Source organism: Microcoleus sp. B3-A4, from assembly GCF_036705385.1.
Taxonomy (GTDB): Bacteria; Cyanobacteriota; Cyanobacteriia; order Cyanobacteriales; family Microcoleaceae; genus Microcoleus.
Map to the genome: position 1 here is coordinate 56,749 of NZ_JAUBUI010000027.1, position 16,447 is coordinate 73,195.

The 16,447-nt window shown below is 49.0% G+C and carries 11 protein-coding genes; 7 read left to right on the top strand and 4 right to left on the bottom strand.

Annotated features, from left to right (window positions below; translation table 11 throughout):
* Window position 1 precedes the first annotated feature (1 nt).
* Window positions 2–646 carry a hypothetical protein gene (locus tag QUB33_RS13445; RefSeq protein WP_039887908.1) on the bottom strand — a complete coding sequence of 215 codons (645 nt, stop codon included), beginning with the start codon at window positions 644–646 and terminating at the stop codon, window positions 2–4.
* Window positions 647–968: 322 nt separating this feature from the next.
* Here QUB33_RS13445 and QUB33_RS13450 point away from each other — a divergent pair, with 322 nt between their 5' ends.
* Window positions 969–1,292 carry a WGxxGxxG family protein gene (locus QUB33_RS13450; RefSeq protein ID WP_190661580.1) on the top strand — a complete coding sequence of 108 codons (324 nt, stop codon included), beginning with the start codon at window positions 969–971 and terminating at the stop codon, window positions 1,290–1,292.
* A gap of 113 nt (window positions 1,293–1,405) precedes the next feature.
* A complete protein-coding gene (locus QUB33_RS13455) occupies window positions 1,406–1,729 on the top strand; it encodes a WGxxGxxG family protein (RefSeq protein WP_333351144.1) in 324 nt (107 codons plus the stop codon).
* Between the two features lie 385 nt (window positions 1,730–2,114).
* On the opposite strand, the gene QUB33_RS13460 is transcribed toward QUB33_RS13455, so the two are convergent.
* Complete coding sequence (locus QUB33_RS13460) at window positions 2,115–7,472, bottom strand: PAS domain S-box protein (protein ID WP_333351145.1); 5,358 nt, start codon at window positions 7,470–7,472, stop codon at window positions 2,115–2,117.
* Window positions 7,473–7,665: 193 nt separating this feature from the next.
* Between QUB33_RS13460 and QUB33_RS13465 the strand changes: the two genes are divergently transcribed.
* Window positions 7,666–8,469, top strand: a complete 804-nt coding sequence (locus tag QUB33_RS13465; RefSeq protein ID WP_333351146.1) for a creatininase family protein — start codon at window positions 7,666–7,668, stop codon at window positions 8,467–8,469.
* A gap of 81 nt (window positions 8,470–8,550) precedes the next feature.
* On the top strand, window positions 8,551–9,306 hold the full coding sequence (locus QUB33_RS13470) for a DUF561 domain-containing protein (protein WP_333351147.1): 756 nt from the start codon (window positions 8,551–8,553) through the stop codon (window positions 9,304–9,306).
* Between the two features lie 126 nt (window positions 9,307–9,432).
* Here the strand turns inward: QUB33_RS13470 and QUB33_RS13475 are convergent, their stop codons facing one another.
* Entirely contained in the window at window positions 9,433–10,110 is a 678-nt protein-coding gene (locus tag QUB33_RS13475; RefSeq protein WP_333351148.1) for a calcium-binding protein, read from the bottom strand.
* A gap of 80 nt (window positions 10,111–10,190) precedes the next feature.
* Here QUB33_RS13475 and QUB33_RS13480 point away from each other — a divergent pair, with 80 nt between their 5' ends.
* From QUB33_RS13480 to dprA, 3 genes are all read left to right on the top strand, one after another.
* Window positions 10,191–10,838, top strand: a complete 648-nt coding sequence (locus tag QUB33_RS13480; RefSeq protein WP_333351149.1) for a DUF2301 domain-containing membrane protein — start codon at window positions 10,191–10,193, stop codon at window positions 10,836–10,838.
* 161 nt (window positions 10,839–10,999) lie between these two features.
* A complete protein-coding gene (locus tag QUB33_RS13485) occupies window positions 11,000–11,653 on the top strand; it encodes a YdcF family protein (protein ID WP_333351150.1) in 654 nt (217 codons plus the stop codon).
* Window positions 11,654–11,876: 223 nt separating this feature from the next.
* On the top strand, window positions 11,877–13,028 hold the full coding sequence (gene dprA / locus QUB33_RS13490; protein WP_333351151.1) for a DNA-processing protein DprA: 1,152 nt from the start codon (window positions 11,877–11,879) through the stop codon (window positions 13,026–13,028).
* Window positions 13,029–13,224: 196 nt separating this feature from the next.
* Here dprA and QUB33_RS13495 read toward each other — a convergent pair whose 3' ends face one another.
* The gene (locus QUB33_RS13495; RefSeq protein WP_333351152.1) at window positions 13,225–16,380 is read right to left on the bottom strand and encodes an FG-GAP-like repeat-containing protein; all 3,156 of its coding nucleotides are present in this window, start codon (window positions 16,378–16,380) and stop codon (window positions 13,225–13,227) included.
* Window positions 16,381–16,447 lie beyond the last annotated feature (67 nt).

Genomic DNA, 16,447 nt, shown 5'->3' on the forward strand with positions numbered 1-16,447 from the left:
GCTATTCCTTGCGACCCAAAATTGCTGGATGTTCTCGACCCGTCACGTTTTCCACCGCCGCAATTGCTGCCTGGGAACCTGCTATAATATCTCGTTCTGCGCCGCCGAGGTAAAGCCGTCCAAAACTGCCTACAGCCTGAACCTCTAAGATGTTAATAGATGCGCCTTTTTCTGCTTCATTGGCCGCCAGCGCTGCATAAGCCGCCGGTTCTACTTCTAAGACGTAAAGCGTTTGTCCCGCCAGCAGTAACTGTCCGCGGCGGGTGCGGTTTATTAATTGTGTTTGGTGAGGGTCAATGTTGCGAATAATTTGACTGGAAATCACTCGCGGTTTTATACCTTCTTCTCTGCGGACTCCCATGAATTCTAGAATTGCTTTGCCTGCGGCCCGCGTTTCCCCCTGCTGACCCGAGTGTACTTCCAGAAGGCCGTACAAGCGTTCGACTATCTGGACTCCCGGGCGCACGGAGGCAGATTTGAGGGCGACATCGGTAATTCGGTTAATTTCGATACCGGGGGAGATTTCTATCCACAGCGACGCATCCCCTGGCAGCGGCAAGAATCCGGCGGCGATGGTGCCGATGTATGCTGCGTGCTGCGGCTGCAAGTTGTCTAGAAATACGTAGCTGCGTAGCTCTATACCCAAAAGTTTTTATCTCCGTCGATCGAGTTCCAACACTTGTCTGTGCAATATCTGAGTTTACCTTTTTTTGTCAACAACACCTTGTCTATTGTCGGGACTGCCCCACTGCCTCACAACCGAGTGAGGTGTCAGACCCGCGATTTCTAGTGCGGCAGTGCCTCTGCGAGCAATCTTTAATTTTGTGCGCCTGCTAAAAATTTGATATCAATCTGTAGTTATACGTGGAAGATAACAATGTTTACTGCTAGAGGTGGATTTAACTTTAAAAGCTACTCGATATAGTTTTGATAGTTAAAGATTTTAGCCAACAGAGAGCAGTTGAATTATGAAACGTTCTGATTTATCCAAAGCAATCGGTGCAGGTATTATAGCTGCTGGTTTAGCCTTAGCACCAGCTCATCTCCCTGCTTCAGCTCAGACAGATACAACTGGTGGCACTACTTCCGGTACTAACAGCACAACAACCACCACCACTCCTCGCTCCGATGTCTACAATGCTGAAACCGATCGCGATTTTGATTGGGGCTGGTTGGGACTGCTAGGCTTGTCTGGTTTGTTGGGTTTGATTCCCCGCAAACGCGAAGAAAATGTCCGCTATACAACTACAACGAGCGATCGCGAACCCGCTGCGCGCACTGACTACCGCTAAGAATTGAGTCTTAGTGCTGTCGGTCTTATGCAGGGACAGGATGTTTTAACCTGTCTGCCGATCGATATAGTTTTGATAGTTAAAGATTTTAGCCAACAAAGAGGAGCTGAATTATGAAACGTTCTGATTTATCCAAAGCAATCGGTGCAGGTATTATAGCTGCTGGTTTAGCCCTAGCACCTGCTCATCTCCCTGCTTCCGCTCAGACCGATACAACTGGCGGTACAACTTCCGGTACTAACAGCACAACAACCACCACCAGTCCTGGCTCCGATGTCTCCAATGCTGAAACCGATCGCGATTTTGATTGGGGATGGTTGGGATTGCTAGGCTTGTCTGGTTTGTTGGGTTTGATTCCCCGCAAACGCGAAGAAAATGTCCGCTATACAACTACAACGAGCGATCGCGAGCCTGCGGCGCGCAGTGACTACCGCTAAGAATTGAGTCTTAGTGTTGTGGGCATTATGCAGGGACAGGATGTTTTAACCTGTCCGACGATCGCCAATAATCATCAAAAAACCTCCATCCGTGAGGTTTTTTTGTTTGAGATGATGCGCGATCGAACCAGGATTAAATTGGTTACATCTGACCTATTGCACCATTCTCATGAACAGGCTTTCCGCCCGCTTCCACAAAGAGTGAATTTTCTTGCGGGCCGTTGCTCCTAGCCACTCAATAAAATCATTATTGAGAATGGTGCAATATTTCAGATATAACCGGACTTGAAATTATTAACTTTTTCCTTTTTTCTTCCTTTATTCCTTCGCGTTCTTTGCGTCTTCGCGGTTCATTAAATCAAGACTTTTCAGACACAAAAAGACCTTAAAAAATGTTTTCGCCAGATTGATCGAGCAAATCCCCGATCGCCTGCACCAACTTGTCGGGGTCTAAAGGCTTAGAAATGTGGCGCTGGAACCCCGCAGCCAGGGCCTGCTGATAGTCAATTTCTCCAGCATAAGCCGTGAGGGCGATCGCCGGAATCCGTCCCCCTCGGTCGGGCGCCAGAGCCCGAACCTGTCGCATCAACATATAACCGTCGGTATCCGGCATTCCAATATCGCTCAACAGCAAATCCGGCACAGAAGACTCAGTTAAAACCGCCAAGGCATCGGCGGCGTTAGCAACTGCTGTAACACTTGCCCCACAATCCTCAAGCACAAAAACCACCAAATCTAGGGCATCGGCATCATCATCCACCGCTAACACCCTGATACCGCTCAAATTGAAGGATTGGTCCGGCGCCGCAGTTCCCGCAGGGCTTGTCTGAGATTGGACGGGCATCAGAGGTATCCTGACGGTCAAGGTTGCACCTTTTCCTTCGCCGGGACTGTCGGATTTCACTGTGCCGCCGTGGAGTTCGACGAGATGGCGGACGATCGCCAATCCTAAACCCAATCCGCCAAACTTGCGCGTCATCGTGCTGTCCGCTTGCCGGAAGTAGTCGAATACATAGGGCAGAAAATCAGGTTCGATACCTTTTCCAGTATCAGTTACAGTAATTTGGGCGTTCCTGTCCACCCGATCGAGAACGACTTGGATTTTGCCTCCTGGCGGGGTGAACTTGACGGCATTTGACAGCAAATTCCAGACTACCTGCTGAAGTTTGCCCGCATCGCCCAACACCGGGCCGAGATTCGGTGCAAACTGAGTGCTGATTTGAATCGACTTGACTTCGGCCGCCAGACGCACCGTTTCAATAGCAGCGCCGATCACCCCAGCTAAATCCACAGGTGCAATATTCAAGCTGACCTTGCCTTGGAGAATCCCCGACACGTCGAGCAAATCTTCGATAAGCTGGGTTTGCAGTTTGGCGTTGCGCTCGATCGTCTCTAAGGCATAACGTTGCTTTTCCGGTGTCAGAACGTTCGATCGCAGCAGCTTCGTCCAGCCCATAATCGGGTTTAAGGGAGTCCGCAATTCGTGGGACAAAACAGCCAAAAATTCGTCTTTGACGCGGTTAGCCTGTTCTGCTTCTTCCCGCGCTGCCTTTTCCCGCGCTAGAAGGCGTTCCCGTTCCGCTTCTGCAACTTTGCGATCTGTAATGTCAGTGTTGGTGCCACACCAGCGCAGCAGCTTGCCTCGATCGTCGCGAATCGGCACGGCGCGGGAGAGAAACCAGCGGTAAGATCCGTCTTTGCCGCGCAGGGGAAAAGTATCTTCCCAGAGTTCTCCTGTTTCAATGCAGCGCCTAAATTTTTCGACAACGCGATCGAGGTGTTCCGGGTGGTGCACCTGCTCCCAGCCCCAGCCCTGCATTTCCTCTAGGGTGGTGCCGGTGTAGTCAAACCAGCGCTGATTGTACCAGAAAATCCAGCCAGTGGCATCTGTCATCCAAGCCAACTGAGCGATGTTGTCAGCTAGAGCGCGGAACCGAGCCTCGCTTTCGTGCAGATCCTGCATGACTCGCGCGTGCAGGATCACCGCCCAGAGGCGAGCCACCACTTCTTGCATCAGCCAAACTTCATCCGGCCGCCAGTGCCGCACCGCCTTTGATGCCACTACCAAAAGAGCCACCCAGCGCCCTTCCTGAAGGCAGGGAACATCGACCAAAGCGCGCATGGAAATGGCATCGTAGCTATCGACAAAAGGCGCTGTATGCGGGTCATTAGCGATATCTGAGATGACAAGTGTTTGACCTGCCATAGAGAGAGCTTTCAGTTCCGGCGTCTTAAAGTCTGAGATTTGATAGGTGCCGGTGATGCTGGCCAGGTCGGACTGGTGCCAGTCTTGGTGGGCAATTGCCAGGCCGGCTTCGACATTGATTTCGTTCCACACGCAGCGATCGGCCTGTAAATATTCTCCCAGTCTGTTCATGGCTTCCCACAACATTTCTGCGGGGTTGAAGCGCTGCCGCAAGCGGACTTCCAGATCTGCGAGAAACTGCTCGTTGAGTTGGGCTTGTTTGCGATCGTGAATATCGGTATTCGTGCCGATCCACTCGACAACCTGGCCCCCTGCGTCGCGAATTGGCACGGCCCGGGACAAATGCCAGCGTTCCATTTGGTCTGCTGCCCGCCGCAGGCGCAGCTCAAGTTGATAAACTTCTCCGGTGATTAGACATTCTTCCCAGCGGGCCCAAGATTCTGCCAAATCCGAGGGCGGCACTAGGGACTCCCAGTTGTTTTGAGAGGCTTCCTCGTAAGACATTCCCAGATATTCCGACCACTTTTGTTGATTGGTAAAGCGAATTTCCCCGGCGGAGTCTACGTTCCAAATCAGGTGGGGCAGCGACTCAGCCAGGAAGCGGAAGCGGCGGTCGCTTTCTGCTAAGCTTTCTTCGGCTCGTTTGCGATCGTCAATATCAATGCCGATCCCGGCCCATTGCAGCACCTGTCCCCCCCTGTCTTTGACGGGAACAAGTCGCGCTAGATGCCAGCGGTAAGTACCATCAAACCTGCGTACCCGACACTCAAATTCGTAGGCTTCCCCTGCTTCAATCGCCTTGGTGCGCGTGCCGACAACTGTTGGCAGATCATCAGGATGAAATAATTGCAGCACCGGTGCAGCCAGCGGCAATTCTGCTGGCCTGATGCCCGTGTAGCTTTGCCAGTGCTGGTTGCAAAACTCTAACCTGCCGTCGGCGGTATTGATCCACATTAATTGCGGGACGCCATCGGCGAGGGTGCGGTAGCGATTTTCGCTTTGCCGCAGTGCTTCTTCTATTTGCCGGCGCTCGGTTTTGTCCTGCATGATTTTCAGGAAACCTTGCACTTCGCCTGCTGCGTCGCGCATGGGCATCACCAGCCCGCTGCCCCAAAAGCGACTGCCGTCTTTGCGGACGTGCCAGCGCTCGTTTACTGCCTTTCCCTGAGTCAGCGCGAGGTGCATTTCTAGTTCCGGCTTTCCGGCTGCAGAGTCTTCTGGGATGAAGATCATTCGTCCGTGCTGCCCTACGATTTCAGCTTCGGAATAGCCCAGCAGTCTCTCCGCGCCTGCGTTCCAACTGGTAACGTGTCCGTCGAGATCCTGGGTGAAGATGGCGTAGTCTTTGGCGCTGCCGAGAATCAACTGCAGGTGGGTTTCACGATCGCGCAGTGCTGCTTCTGCTTGTTTGCGCTTGGTAATGTCGCTGGTGAAACCGACTATTTTGGTCACTTCGCCTTGCTGGTTGCGGATCAAACAGCCGCGCTCCCAAACGTCGATCCAGCGCCCGTCTTGGTGCCGGACTCGGTACTCGACTTCGTAGCGCTCGGCACTTAAGATTGATTGCCCCCCGGCCTGGATGCGTGCCAAATCGGCGGGATGGATGCGTTCTCTCCACCACTCTGGTGTTGCGGGTGCATCCTCTGGGCAGACACCGACGATCGAGCACAGTCCCTCGGAACGGTAAACTGAGTTTGCTGCCAAATCCCACTCAAACACCAGGCCGTCGATCGCTTTTGTAGCTAACTCAAAGCGGTTGTTGCTTTCTTGCAAGGCGAGTTCGGCCATTTTGCGATCGGTAATTTCCTGTACCACTACATTAATTCCGACAATCTCCCCGCCGATGTCTTTGAGCGGCAACCAATTCAGCAGCCAAGTGCGAACAACACCGGGTTGAGCTTTGGTTTCACCCGTGAGTTCAAAATTTCGCGTCGGTTCTCCGGTTTCGAGAAGGTGGCCCAACACAGGTTCGGCTGTATCTGCCAAGTCGGGGACAATTTCGCGTAGGGTTCGGCCGATGTGCGCTTCGACGGACAAGCCGTTGATTTGGGCCAACCGCTGGTTGAGCCGCACGTACCGCAAATCTGTGTCTAAAACTGCCAAACCCACGGGAGTTGTTTGGTATAGCCACTCTATCTCTAGAAGTTGACGGCGCACCGTTTGCTCGCTCTTGTGCAGGGCGAGTTCTGCCATTTTGCGATCGGTAGCATCAAATAATACTCCGATAAACCGCACTGCTTCCCCTGCGGCGTCGTAGAGATAGCGCCCGAACGCTCTCAACCAGCGGATTTCTCCGTTGTCTGCCCGGACGATCCGGTATTCGGGGGAGTAGAGCGATCTCGTTTCCCGAGCTGTTTTGGCTGCTTCCATGACTTGATTTAAGTCGTCTGGATGCACGCAGTTTTTCCACACAGCCGCGCTTGCTTCGCCGCTCGGTACCGGTTGGCAGCCCAAAATGCTGAAATGGGTCGCCGACCAAATTACTCGATTTGTTCGCACATCAAAATCCCAGGTTGCCATGCCTGAGCCTTCGATGGCGACGCTCAAACGTTCTTCGCTTTGTTTGAAGGCAATTTCAGTTTGTTTGCGATCGCTGATATCTGTCAGGGAACCTACGGCCCTCAGGGGATTGCCTGACTCGTCCCAAATTACTTGCCCTCTGGCTAAAACCCATTTGTAGCGCCCGTCGGAACAGCGAACGCGGTACTCGCAGCAGTAATGTGAGGTTTCTCGATGCAAGTGCTGCTGCCAATTGCTTTGCATTATCTCCAAATCATCGGGATGAATGTAGCTCAAAAATTGGCTGAAGTCCTTGACTTCTTCGGGCCCGCGTTCCAAAATCTCTAAACCGCGATCGCTCAAAATCTGGCAATTTGTTTGCAGGTTGCAATCCCAAATTCCGTCGTTGTTGCCCTGCAAGGCTAGCTGCCAGCGTTCTGCGCTTTCTCGCAAAGCTTCTTTGGTTTGATTGGCGCGCTCGATTTGTACGGCGGCAACGGCAAAGTCTGCTAGGGCGATCGCGATCTGCAAGTCTTCGGCATCGAATTGGCGATCGGAATCGTGAGATACAATCCATATTGCCCCCAGCGGTTGATTTTCTGCTTGCAGTGGCACGACTAACGCTTCGGCGATCGGCAATTCTAGCTGCTGTAAGTCGGTGAAGTATTGTTCTGGAGCGAAGTAAAGTTGGGGTGTTTGGCGATCGGTCGGGGTTCCCGACAACCGCAATTTGCGGGGTGTGTTTCTATGTTCTGCTGCTTCCCACGCTCCCGCCAAGGCTTCCCAGCGAAATATTTGTTCAGAAGTTGCATTTTCTTCTAGCAAGCAGACTCCGACGCTTCCTGCCTCGCACAAATCTTTAGCGATCGCAACAAGTGTTTTGAGCAGCCTGTGGGGTGAGGTTGCCAATTGTCTAGCCAGCGCTTGCAGCGCTCGGTTTTCTGCTTTTCGATCGTGCGATCGAGGGGTGCGGTGCGACAGTTCCTCGGCGATCGGAATGTCGGTTAAATTAGTTTGTGGGGTTTGCCAAGCTTCCATCAATTAGTCGTGTCTACGTCTTTGGGTCTGAGCTGGCGAGCGTATATCAGCGCCTTCTTAAAAGCATTTGCTATAAATTGTAGCATCTAGCGAGAGACAGCATCATTTATCTACTACCTATCTGGGGAATTGCTTTTTAGTTTTCAGGCTATTTTATTGCCTTGGTTACCTTTACTCTTGTTGTCGCCACCTTATGCACAATTTTATTCCAGAATCGCGCTTTTTTCCCTATCTAACTTGGACAGAAATTCAGTCTATGCTGGATAAGGAAAATACTGTGATAATTCTGCCGCTAGGTGCGATCGAACAGCACGGCCCCCATTTGCCTTTAATTGTAGATGCGGCCATTAGCGCGGCGGTGACAGGCAAAGCCCTGGCAAAGTTAGAGGCAAATATTCCCGCGTATGCTTTGCCACCTTTGTACTATGGCAAGTCGAACGAACACTGCCATTTTCCCGGTACAATTATGCTCAGCGCTCAGACTGTTTTAGCAGTAATCGGCGAAATTGCTGACAGTATTTATCAGGCTGGATTTCGGAAATTAGTGTTAATGAATGGTCACGGCGGACAGCCGCAGGTGATGGAAATTGCGGCGCGGGACATTCATCAAAAATATCAGGACTTTTCAGTTTTTCCGCTGTTTGTTTGGCGGGTTCCGAATGTGGCTGCTGAATTATTAAGTGCGAAGGAGTTGGAGTTTGGGATTCACGCTGGTGATGCAGAAACGAGTTTGATGTTGGCAATTTTGCCGTCGCAGGTAAACATGGAACTGGCTGTTACAGAATATCCGAAAAATTTGCCGACCGACAGTTTGCTGAGTATGGAAGGAAATTTGCCTTTTGCTTGGCTGACGCGAGAGTTGACTGAAAGTGGTGTCTTGGGCGATGCGACAGTGGCGACGAAAGAAAAGGGATCTCGTATTCTCGAATCTTTGTCTGATGGCTGGACACAAGTTATCAGAGATGTTTACAAATTTCGACAGCCGGGAAGTAATTAAAAATTAAGAATTAAAAATCTAAAATTCTTCTAATTTGTGTCAAAATAAGTCTAAGAAATTTTTTGAGTTGGAAAACAGACGATGAGTGTAAATTCTAAATTGCAGCGCGCTTTTGAGCAAGGTCGCGCCCTGAAAATTATCAGCGGTTTAAATAATTTTGATGCCGCAAACGTTGCGGCTGTCGTCAAAGCAGCGGATCTCGGCGGTGCTTCCTTTGTCGATATTGCTGCCGATCGAGATTTGGTATTGATGGCAAAACAGTTGACAAATTTGCCAATTTGTGTATCGGCTGTGGAACCGGAAAAGTTTGTGCCTGCGGTAGAAGCTGGCGCTGATTTGATTGAAATTGGTAACTTTGATGCTTTCTACGCAGTAGGCCGCCGCTTTGAAGCTGAAGAAGTTTTGCAGTTGACTCGCGAAACTCGATCGCTATTTCCAAATATCACTCTTTCTGTAACAGTTCCCCACATTTTGGCACTCGACAAACAAGTGCAGTTAGCAATTGAATTAGTCAAAGCTGGCGCTAACATCATCCAAACCGAAGGTGGCACCAGCGCTCAACCAATTCACGCAGGCACATTGGGATTAATTGAAAAAGCAGCGCCTACTTTGGCTGCCGCCTTTGAAATTTCCCGCGCCGTATCAGTTCCCGTACTTTGCGCTTCCGGTATCTCCAGCGTCACCGCACCCCTCGCTATTGGAGCCGGTGCTGCGGGTGTTGGTGTCGGTTCTGCTGTCAGCCAACTTAATAGCGAAGTGGCGATGATTGCGGCTGTTCGCAGTTTGGTTGAAGCTTTGGCTTTGGTTTCGCGATCGTACTTGCCAGCTTCCATTTAATTAAGAAGGGAGAAGGAAGAAGGAAGAAGGAAGAAGGAAGAGGGAAGAAGGAAGATTTTTCCCATCCCCCACTCTCCCCTTCTCCCACTCTTCCCCTCTTCCCCTCCCCCACTTTTCCACTCTTCCTTAATAATTGAGAAACCACACGGCATAATCATCTAATAACTGATTGTTTCGGGAGGCTACATCAACTGATTCTAACTCTGATAAAGGCAACATAAACTTTTGGCGATCGCCGATGCGCTGCACTTCCACAAATATACCTTCTTCCTGAACCACCAAATCCTCCAACCGATTAATTGTGAATCTATCAGTATAAGAAGGTTGAGTTTTTTTGAGCCTTGCATATTCTTTTTTGCTGCCGGCACCCATAGTATATTCTTCTTCCCATTCAAACTCTTCTATGCCGGTAACGTGGCAGGGTAGTTGAATATTTTGCTTGATGTAATCTAGATATTTGACTGAATTTTTTAGGCTGAAATCAATATTTTTAGACCCCAAAATCTTGCTAATTTTAGTTTCAAATTGCTTGGTATTAAAGGGGATATTTTCCTCTAGATGCGCTAACATTTCTGGATCGAACCCCGATCTCAATTCGGATAATTCCTCCAGCAGGCGCTGGAAGTCGTTTAGCGGTTTCGGTCTTCTGCCTGCTACAATGGTTTCATCAAGCTGAACTGGAGGAAGTTCGGATGGTGAAGGAAGAGATTGGCTTTGATCGGGGCGATCGTCCACTTTAGACTTGTTAACTTTAGACTTGTTAACTTTAGACTTGTTAACTTTAGGCTGGTTAAGTTTAGGCATCGCTCGGTCTCGCTGGCTCGGTTTATCAATAAAGTATATCTTGGCAGAAGTACATTCGTGTCTGATAGGAGGAAGCTATTATGCAACTACTGAAATCGCCTGATGAATCGCCAGTCTATCAAGGACAATTCGGCGAATTTACGATTACTCAAAACGATCGCACGGGAGTGTTGATTTACCGCGCTGGATTGGGGGTGGCGGCGCTGTGTTTTGCGATCGGCACTACTCTGGTGTTGCAACAGGGCGACAACCCGATTGCAATCCAAGCTGTAACACCTATTTTTGCTTGTTTCTGGATAGCTTTAGGCGTCAGCTTAGCAACTATTCACATTTACATGATTGCGCTGCACCGAACACTACAGGTATTTTGGGCGAGCGGCGGCGCGGCAGCATTGTTTGTCGCCCTACAAAGCAGCCAACCTCTAGCTTTAGCAGTGTACGAACATCCCGCCACGTTGTGGGGAATTGGCTTTACTTTTGCCGCCTTAAATGGCATTTATTTTAAGGAAGCATTCTGCTTTAATCGCCTCGAAACTAAGTTGTTGACTCCGGGAGTTCCTCTCTTAATTTTAGGACATATTTTCGGCTTTTTGTCATCCGAAAATGAACAACTTTTGCTAGCGGTTTGGGCGGCTTTGTTTATCATCTTTGCTGTACGCAAGTTTTTTCAACCGATGCCGCAGGATATCGGGGATAAAAGCGTTTTTGAGTACCTGAAACACAAATAATTTGGGCATGGGGCATGGGGCATGGGGCATAGGGAATGGGGCATGGGGCGGAAGAGCAATTCGATCGCTCTCTCACTGTCCCACTATTTCCATTTTCTTGAAACCATTGGTATTGTGGCTTCTTCCTTCTTCACATCGATTTTCTTCCTTCTGCTATAATAATGAGAATTCGTTTAATCCGTCGTCGAGAAATCTGGGCAATTACTAGGGAAGGTTGGGTAATTGCAAGCGCGGGGTTGATAATTTTAATGCTTTTAATTCTCACAAATATCCATCCGTTTTTGGCGGTAAATGCGCCGATTAAAGCAGATATATTGGTTGTGGAAGGCTGGTTGCCAGATTATGCGATCGAAAGTGCGATCGCTGAATTCAAAAAAGGTGAATACCGCCAATTAATTACCACAGGAGTTCCTTTAAGTAAAGGCTACTATCTCGCTGAATATAAAAATTATGCCGAACTGACGGCAGCGACTTGTATTGCCCTAGGATTTGATAAGGACAAAGTAGTAGCTGTACCAGCAGCGAGAGTTGTGAAACACCGCACGGCTGCTTCTGCGATCGCACTTCGGGATTGGTTTTCTACTTCAGGTTTCCAAGTTAACTCAATTAATCTTTATTCCTTTGGCCCTCACGCCCGCCGAAGTTGGATTGTATTTAAAGAAGTGCTGAATCCTGAGATTAAAGTCGGGATTGTAGCGGCGGAACCGCAAGATTACAACCCCCAAGAATGGTGGAAATCTAGCGAAGGTTTTCGGACAGTAATCGGAGAAATTATTGCTTATATTTATGCCCGTTTCGTAGATTGGAAAACCTAGCCAGTAATTGTCAACATCCCTCTTAATTCCCTTCGCGTTCTTAGCCCCTTCGCGGTTCGTAAAAAATTTATATAGCAGTTTTACATCCGTGTAAATACACGACACGGCAGTGCCGTTTCCCTACCCGGGCATCTGTGGAAATACAGAACACGGCAGTGCCCTTTCCCTACTATATTCAACCAAAAATGATAAAATTATTCTCAGATAAGTGGAGGGTAACTCGTTGGTAGAAGAACGCGCTTACTGGTTAGCATGGTCGCAAATTAACGGTATCGGGCCGATTTTGTTGCAAAGATTGCAGCAAAATTTCAATAGTTTGGCAGAAGCTTGGACGGCAAAACCAGTAGATTTAATGCGAATCGAAGGGTTCGGCAAGCAGATAATTGAAACCATTGTGCAAGAACGAACCAAACTCAATCCTGATGAATTTATAGAAAAACATCTTATAAAAAATCCCTGTTTTTGGACGCCCGCCGATCCAGATTATCCCCGCTTATTATTGGAAATTCCCAATCCAGCGCCCGTGTTGTACTATCGCGGTTTAGTCGATCGCAAAGAGAATCACGGAATTACGCCGACGGTGGCAATGGTTGGTACTCGCAGCCCTTCGGAATACGGCAGAAGGTGGGCTCGCAAAATTAGTACGGCTTTGGCTAGAAGCGGTTTTACTGTGGTTTCGGGATTGGCTGCGGGCATTGATACAGAGGCTCATACAGGCTGTTTGGAGGCGGGAGGAAGGACTTTTGCAGTAGTGGGGACGGGAGTAGATATTGTATATCCTAAACAAAATGAGAGGTTGTGCGATCGCATTTTGCAGCAGGGATTGGTAATTAGCGAATATCCCGTCGGCACTCAACCGAATAAAACTAATTTTCCGCGCCGAAATCGCATAATTGCTGGCTTAAGTCGCGCTACAATCGTGATAGAAGCTCCGCATAAATCGGGTGCTTTAATTACTGCTTATCAAGCTAATGATTTTTGCCGGGATGTGTATGTTTTGACGGGCAGATTGGATGATGAGCGTTCTTTTGGATGTTTGGAGTTGCTGAGTAAAGGTGCTCATCCGATTCTGCCAAATAGCGATCGAATGTTAAGCGAAGACAGGTTGTTGGAAATGCTCGGAGCTATGCCAAAATTGGATACAGCCGAGCAGTTGTCGCTCTTTCCTCCAAATCCGACGGTTGAGAAGCAAGGGCCGCCGTTGGAGCCGGAATTGGCTAAGGTGTTAAGTGCGATCGTATCTGGGCCGATTTCTTTTGATACAATTGTGGAAGCAGCGGGATTAGAAGCGGGAACAGTTTCTAGTATACTTTTGCAGTTGGAATTGTTGGGATTAGTTTCGCAGTTACCAGGAATGCGATATCAGCGGTGCTGATGTGAAAAAAACTGGGCGGTTGAAACGGCGTCTACACAGACAAAATCCGCCTGCGCGGATCGAAGATTATTCGGCGGTTGAAACGGCGTCTACACAGACAAAATCCGCCTGCGCGGATTGAAGATTATTCGGCGGTTTCAACCGCCGAGTGAATATGGCCAGGGGATAAGGGATTGCTCCCCCGGCGCATTCAATCTCAAATCAATCCGAAATTAACGGCACTAATATTGCTAGCCGAAACACCACCCAGAGAAGCTAAAATCTCCCCTGTTTGTGCAAACCGGATTAAAGTTGCACCGCTATCTTGAGCAATCGCCAATTGCGAGAAACTCAACCCGTTACCCAATACTAACAAATCTTTACCGACTTCAAAATCAGTAATCGTATCAGTACCGGAATTTGTAGAGAGTAAGAACTTATCTACTCCCATTCCTCCTATCAAAGTATCAAATCCCAAACCGCCCGTAAGCAAATCATCTCCCTTACCTCCGTAAAGAATATCATTACCATCATCGCCATTCAAAATGTCAGCACCGCGGTTGCCAAATAAGACATCATCACCGCTACTTCCCAGGATTGTATCGCTACCTTTGCCGCCGAAAACCGAGTCATTTCCAATGCCGCCGTCGAGGGAATCATTGCCCCTCATGCCCATCAAGACATTATTTGTGCTGTCGCCCGTCAGGATATCGTCGCCATTTGTACCGAGAATTGCATTGGGAGAATTGCTGCCCAAATCAGCATCACCGCTGACAACAGGAGTGGCAATCCCAGTCGGCAATATTACAGCTTCAATTCTGCTATCTAAACCAGTACCAGTATTGTCAGCAACTAGCTGGGAAATTGGTTTATTTCCCGTACCAACTTCTTTGAAGTCTTGAGTTGTTGGGCCCAAGGCTACTTGTTGGAGGCGGGCAAGTGATTCAGGAATTGATGTTCCTGTTGGGTTGGAGACAGCCGCATCAATGCGCTGATTGGCTGTTGCCATTACTGTGGCGGATTGTGACGTAATTTGGCTGATTTGTTGACTGTTGAAACTGGGGTCAATCTGCTGGATTTTAGTGGCTGCTTGCTGAATGATTGGTTCTAATGCTGCTGGGTTGCTGAGATTTAAGACTGTACCGGATTGAATTTGAGCCGTAATTGAACTGACAACAGCTTTAACAAGATCGCTATTGGCTGCACTGGAAGCACCGTCAATCAAAGCGCTGGTTTGGGTGATGAAGTTTTGGACTTTCACCATTTCGGATAAGACTTGGACTCCGCCCGGTATGTTGTTGTTGGTAGCTTCTATTGGATCGAAGCTAGTTAGGTCAACTTCAGCCGGGAGTCCAAGGGCGGCTTTGACTAAAGATTGCGCTTCTTCTGGTTCAATTCCTTTGTCGATTAAGTCGGCGATTAAGCTGGTTAGGAGGGTGACGACACTAGAATCTGGCGGTGCGGTGACTGGTGTTTCTAGGGGTAATCCGGTGGCGGTGTCAGTGCCTCCTGTGGCTACTAGATTGCCTTCTGATGGGTCGATTTCTCCGTTTTTGTTGGTGTCGAATGTCTCGAAGGGGATGTTGAGATTGAATTTACCGCCTGTGTCGGTTGTGGTGGATGGTTCGTTGGTGTCAAGGACGGCGTTTTTGTTGGCATCGAGGAAGACAGTTGCACCGTCTATGTAGCCGTCGATTACCCAGCGATCGGTTCCTGGATAAGTTCTTACTAAGATTGTTTGTTCGCTACTAGCATTGTAAGAGTCTGTAGCTATTAACTTCACCTCGAAAGGTTCCCAGTTACTTGGGGGAGTGCCAATGAACTTGATCGTGTTTGCCCCGGAGTAAAATTCAAGTCCGAGCCAATTAGTATTTGAGCCACTAAATTCTAAAGGACTGCCATCAGTGAGAGTTAAGCGGTAGGAAATCAGGTCGCCGTCAGGGTCAGTGTATACATCTTTGATAGGTTGGTTAAACTCACTGTACCGATTGTGTAAGTGAATTTTCTCTTCTGGAGGACGGTTGCCGACGGTAAAAGTGCCTTCTGTGCCAAACTCTGAACCTGCCCAAGCAGCATCAATTGCTTGTACGCTCCAGTAATATGTCTTATCTGGACGCAAGTCTTTGAGTTGCCACTGCGTGTTTTGACTGACATTTCCCAGCCCTACAACTTGCCGAGTTCCGTCATCAAGAGACATCGGGGAAAGAATATCCTTGCCGCCTGGGGTCGTGCCAACTCGCAAGTTGTAGCTTAAACCATTAGGATTAGTAGGAGTTTGCTCATCAGTTGCTTTGTTCCACTTAAAAGTCACATTTCGGCCATCCGGCTGGGCCGACAGCCCTGTGGGTGCAGTGGGTGGAGTGTTGGCATTGGGGGTGTTGTTGCGGAAGACTTTGGTAAAGAAGTCGTTTTCGTTCAGCGATCCTTGGGAGTTGCTTGGTGCATTACCCGTGAATAGGATATCCAATTTGCGATCCTGGTCGTAGTCTCCCCAAACAGCCTGGGAATAGCCACGATACTGCAGTTCCTGTGGGAGACTTACGCCACTGTCGATTTGTACACCACTATCGGTAAAGCTGTTTGGACCAGAAAAACTGCCTGTGTTGCGATAGATTTTGGCGACGATTGTTGCTGAACTTTCACCATTTTGTTGATCGACACCAGTGCCTAGGATATCCAAAAGCCCGTCATTGTCGTAGTCTCCCCAAGCATATCGAGCGCTACCCAAAAAAGGTATCTGTGCACCTATGTCTTGAAAGCTGGCAGACCCATTTTCCCGGGTTTTGTTGCGGTAGACTTTGGTGAAGGACGACTGGGAATTATTATTCCAACCCGTGAGTAAAATATCCAGTTGGTCGTCGTTGTTGTAGTCTCCCCAGGCCATATCACCAGCGTTACCGCCGTAGCCAGGCAATTCTACGGTAGTGTCTTCAAAAACGCCATCGCCCAAGTTGCGGTAAAGTTTGGCAATGTACCTTGAATTAATGTCTTCGGAGTCCTTTACCTGGACTAGGATATCGAGTTTGCCATCGTTATCGTAATCTGCCCAAACTGCGGCTTTGGTAGCGCCAGCTATTGTGTCATCAGAAAATAGCTGTCCGGCACTTACATAGTTGGGATCTTGTGTCTTGAGACGTGCTTTACTGTCTTCAAAGCGTCCTGGGCCGCTCGCGCCTGTGTTGCGGTAGAGCGTGGTGCTCAAGTCCCTGAACCCATAACCTCCATTATTTGCCGTACTGAGCAAGAAATCAGGGCGCCCGTCATTGTTGTAATCTCCCCAACTTGACCAAGATCTGTCTGGGTATGGGGGATTCCCAGGTAAACTTGTCTCAAAGGTAAAGCCAGAATCCTCACCACTATAGATCAATGGCACTGAAAAAGTGAACTCAAAAAAATCTGTAAGGCAATATATATATAGATCATTGCCTTACAAACACAAA

Coding starts and splice junctions, on each gene's coding strand:
- QUB33_RS13460 (WP_333351145.1), bottom strand. CDS start 7,472: ATGGAAGCTTGGCAAACCCCACAAACTAATTTAACCGACATTCCGATC.
- QUB33_RS13450 (WP_190661580.1), top strand. CDS start 969: ATGAAACGTTCTGATTTATCCAAAGCAATCGGTGCAGGTATTATAGCT.
- QUB33_RS13470 (WP_333351147.1), top strand. CDS start 8,551: ATGAGTGTAAATTCTAAATTGCAGCGCGCTTTTGAGCAAGGTCGCGCC.
- QUB33_RS13480 (WP_333351149.1), top strand. CDS start 10,191: ATGCAACTACTGAAATCGCCTGATGAATCGCCAGTCTATCAAGGACAA.
- QUB33_RS13455 (WP_333351144.1), top strand. CDS start 1,406: ATGAAACGTTCTGATTTATCCAAAGCAATCGGTGCAGGTATTATAGCT.
- QUB33_RS13485 (WP_333351150.1), top strand. CDS start 11,000: ATGAGAATTCGTTTAATCCGTCGTCGAGAAATCTGGGCAATTACTAGG.
- QUB33_RS13475 (WP_333351148.1), bottom strand. CDS start 10,110: ATGCCTAAACTTAACCAGCCTAAAGTTAACAAGTCTAAAGTTAACAAG.
- QUB33_RS13465 (WP_333351146.1), top strand. CDS start 7,666: ATGCACAATTTTATTCCAGAATCGCGCTTTTTTCCCTATCTAACTTGG.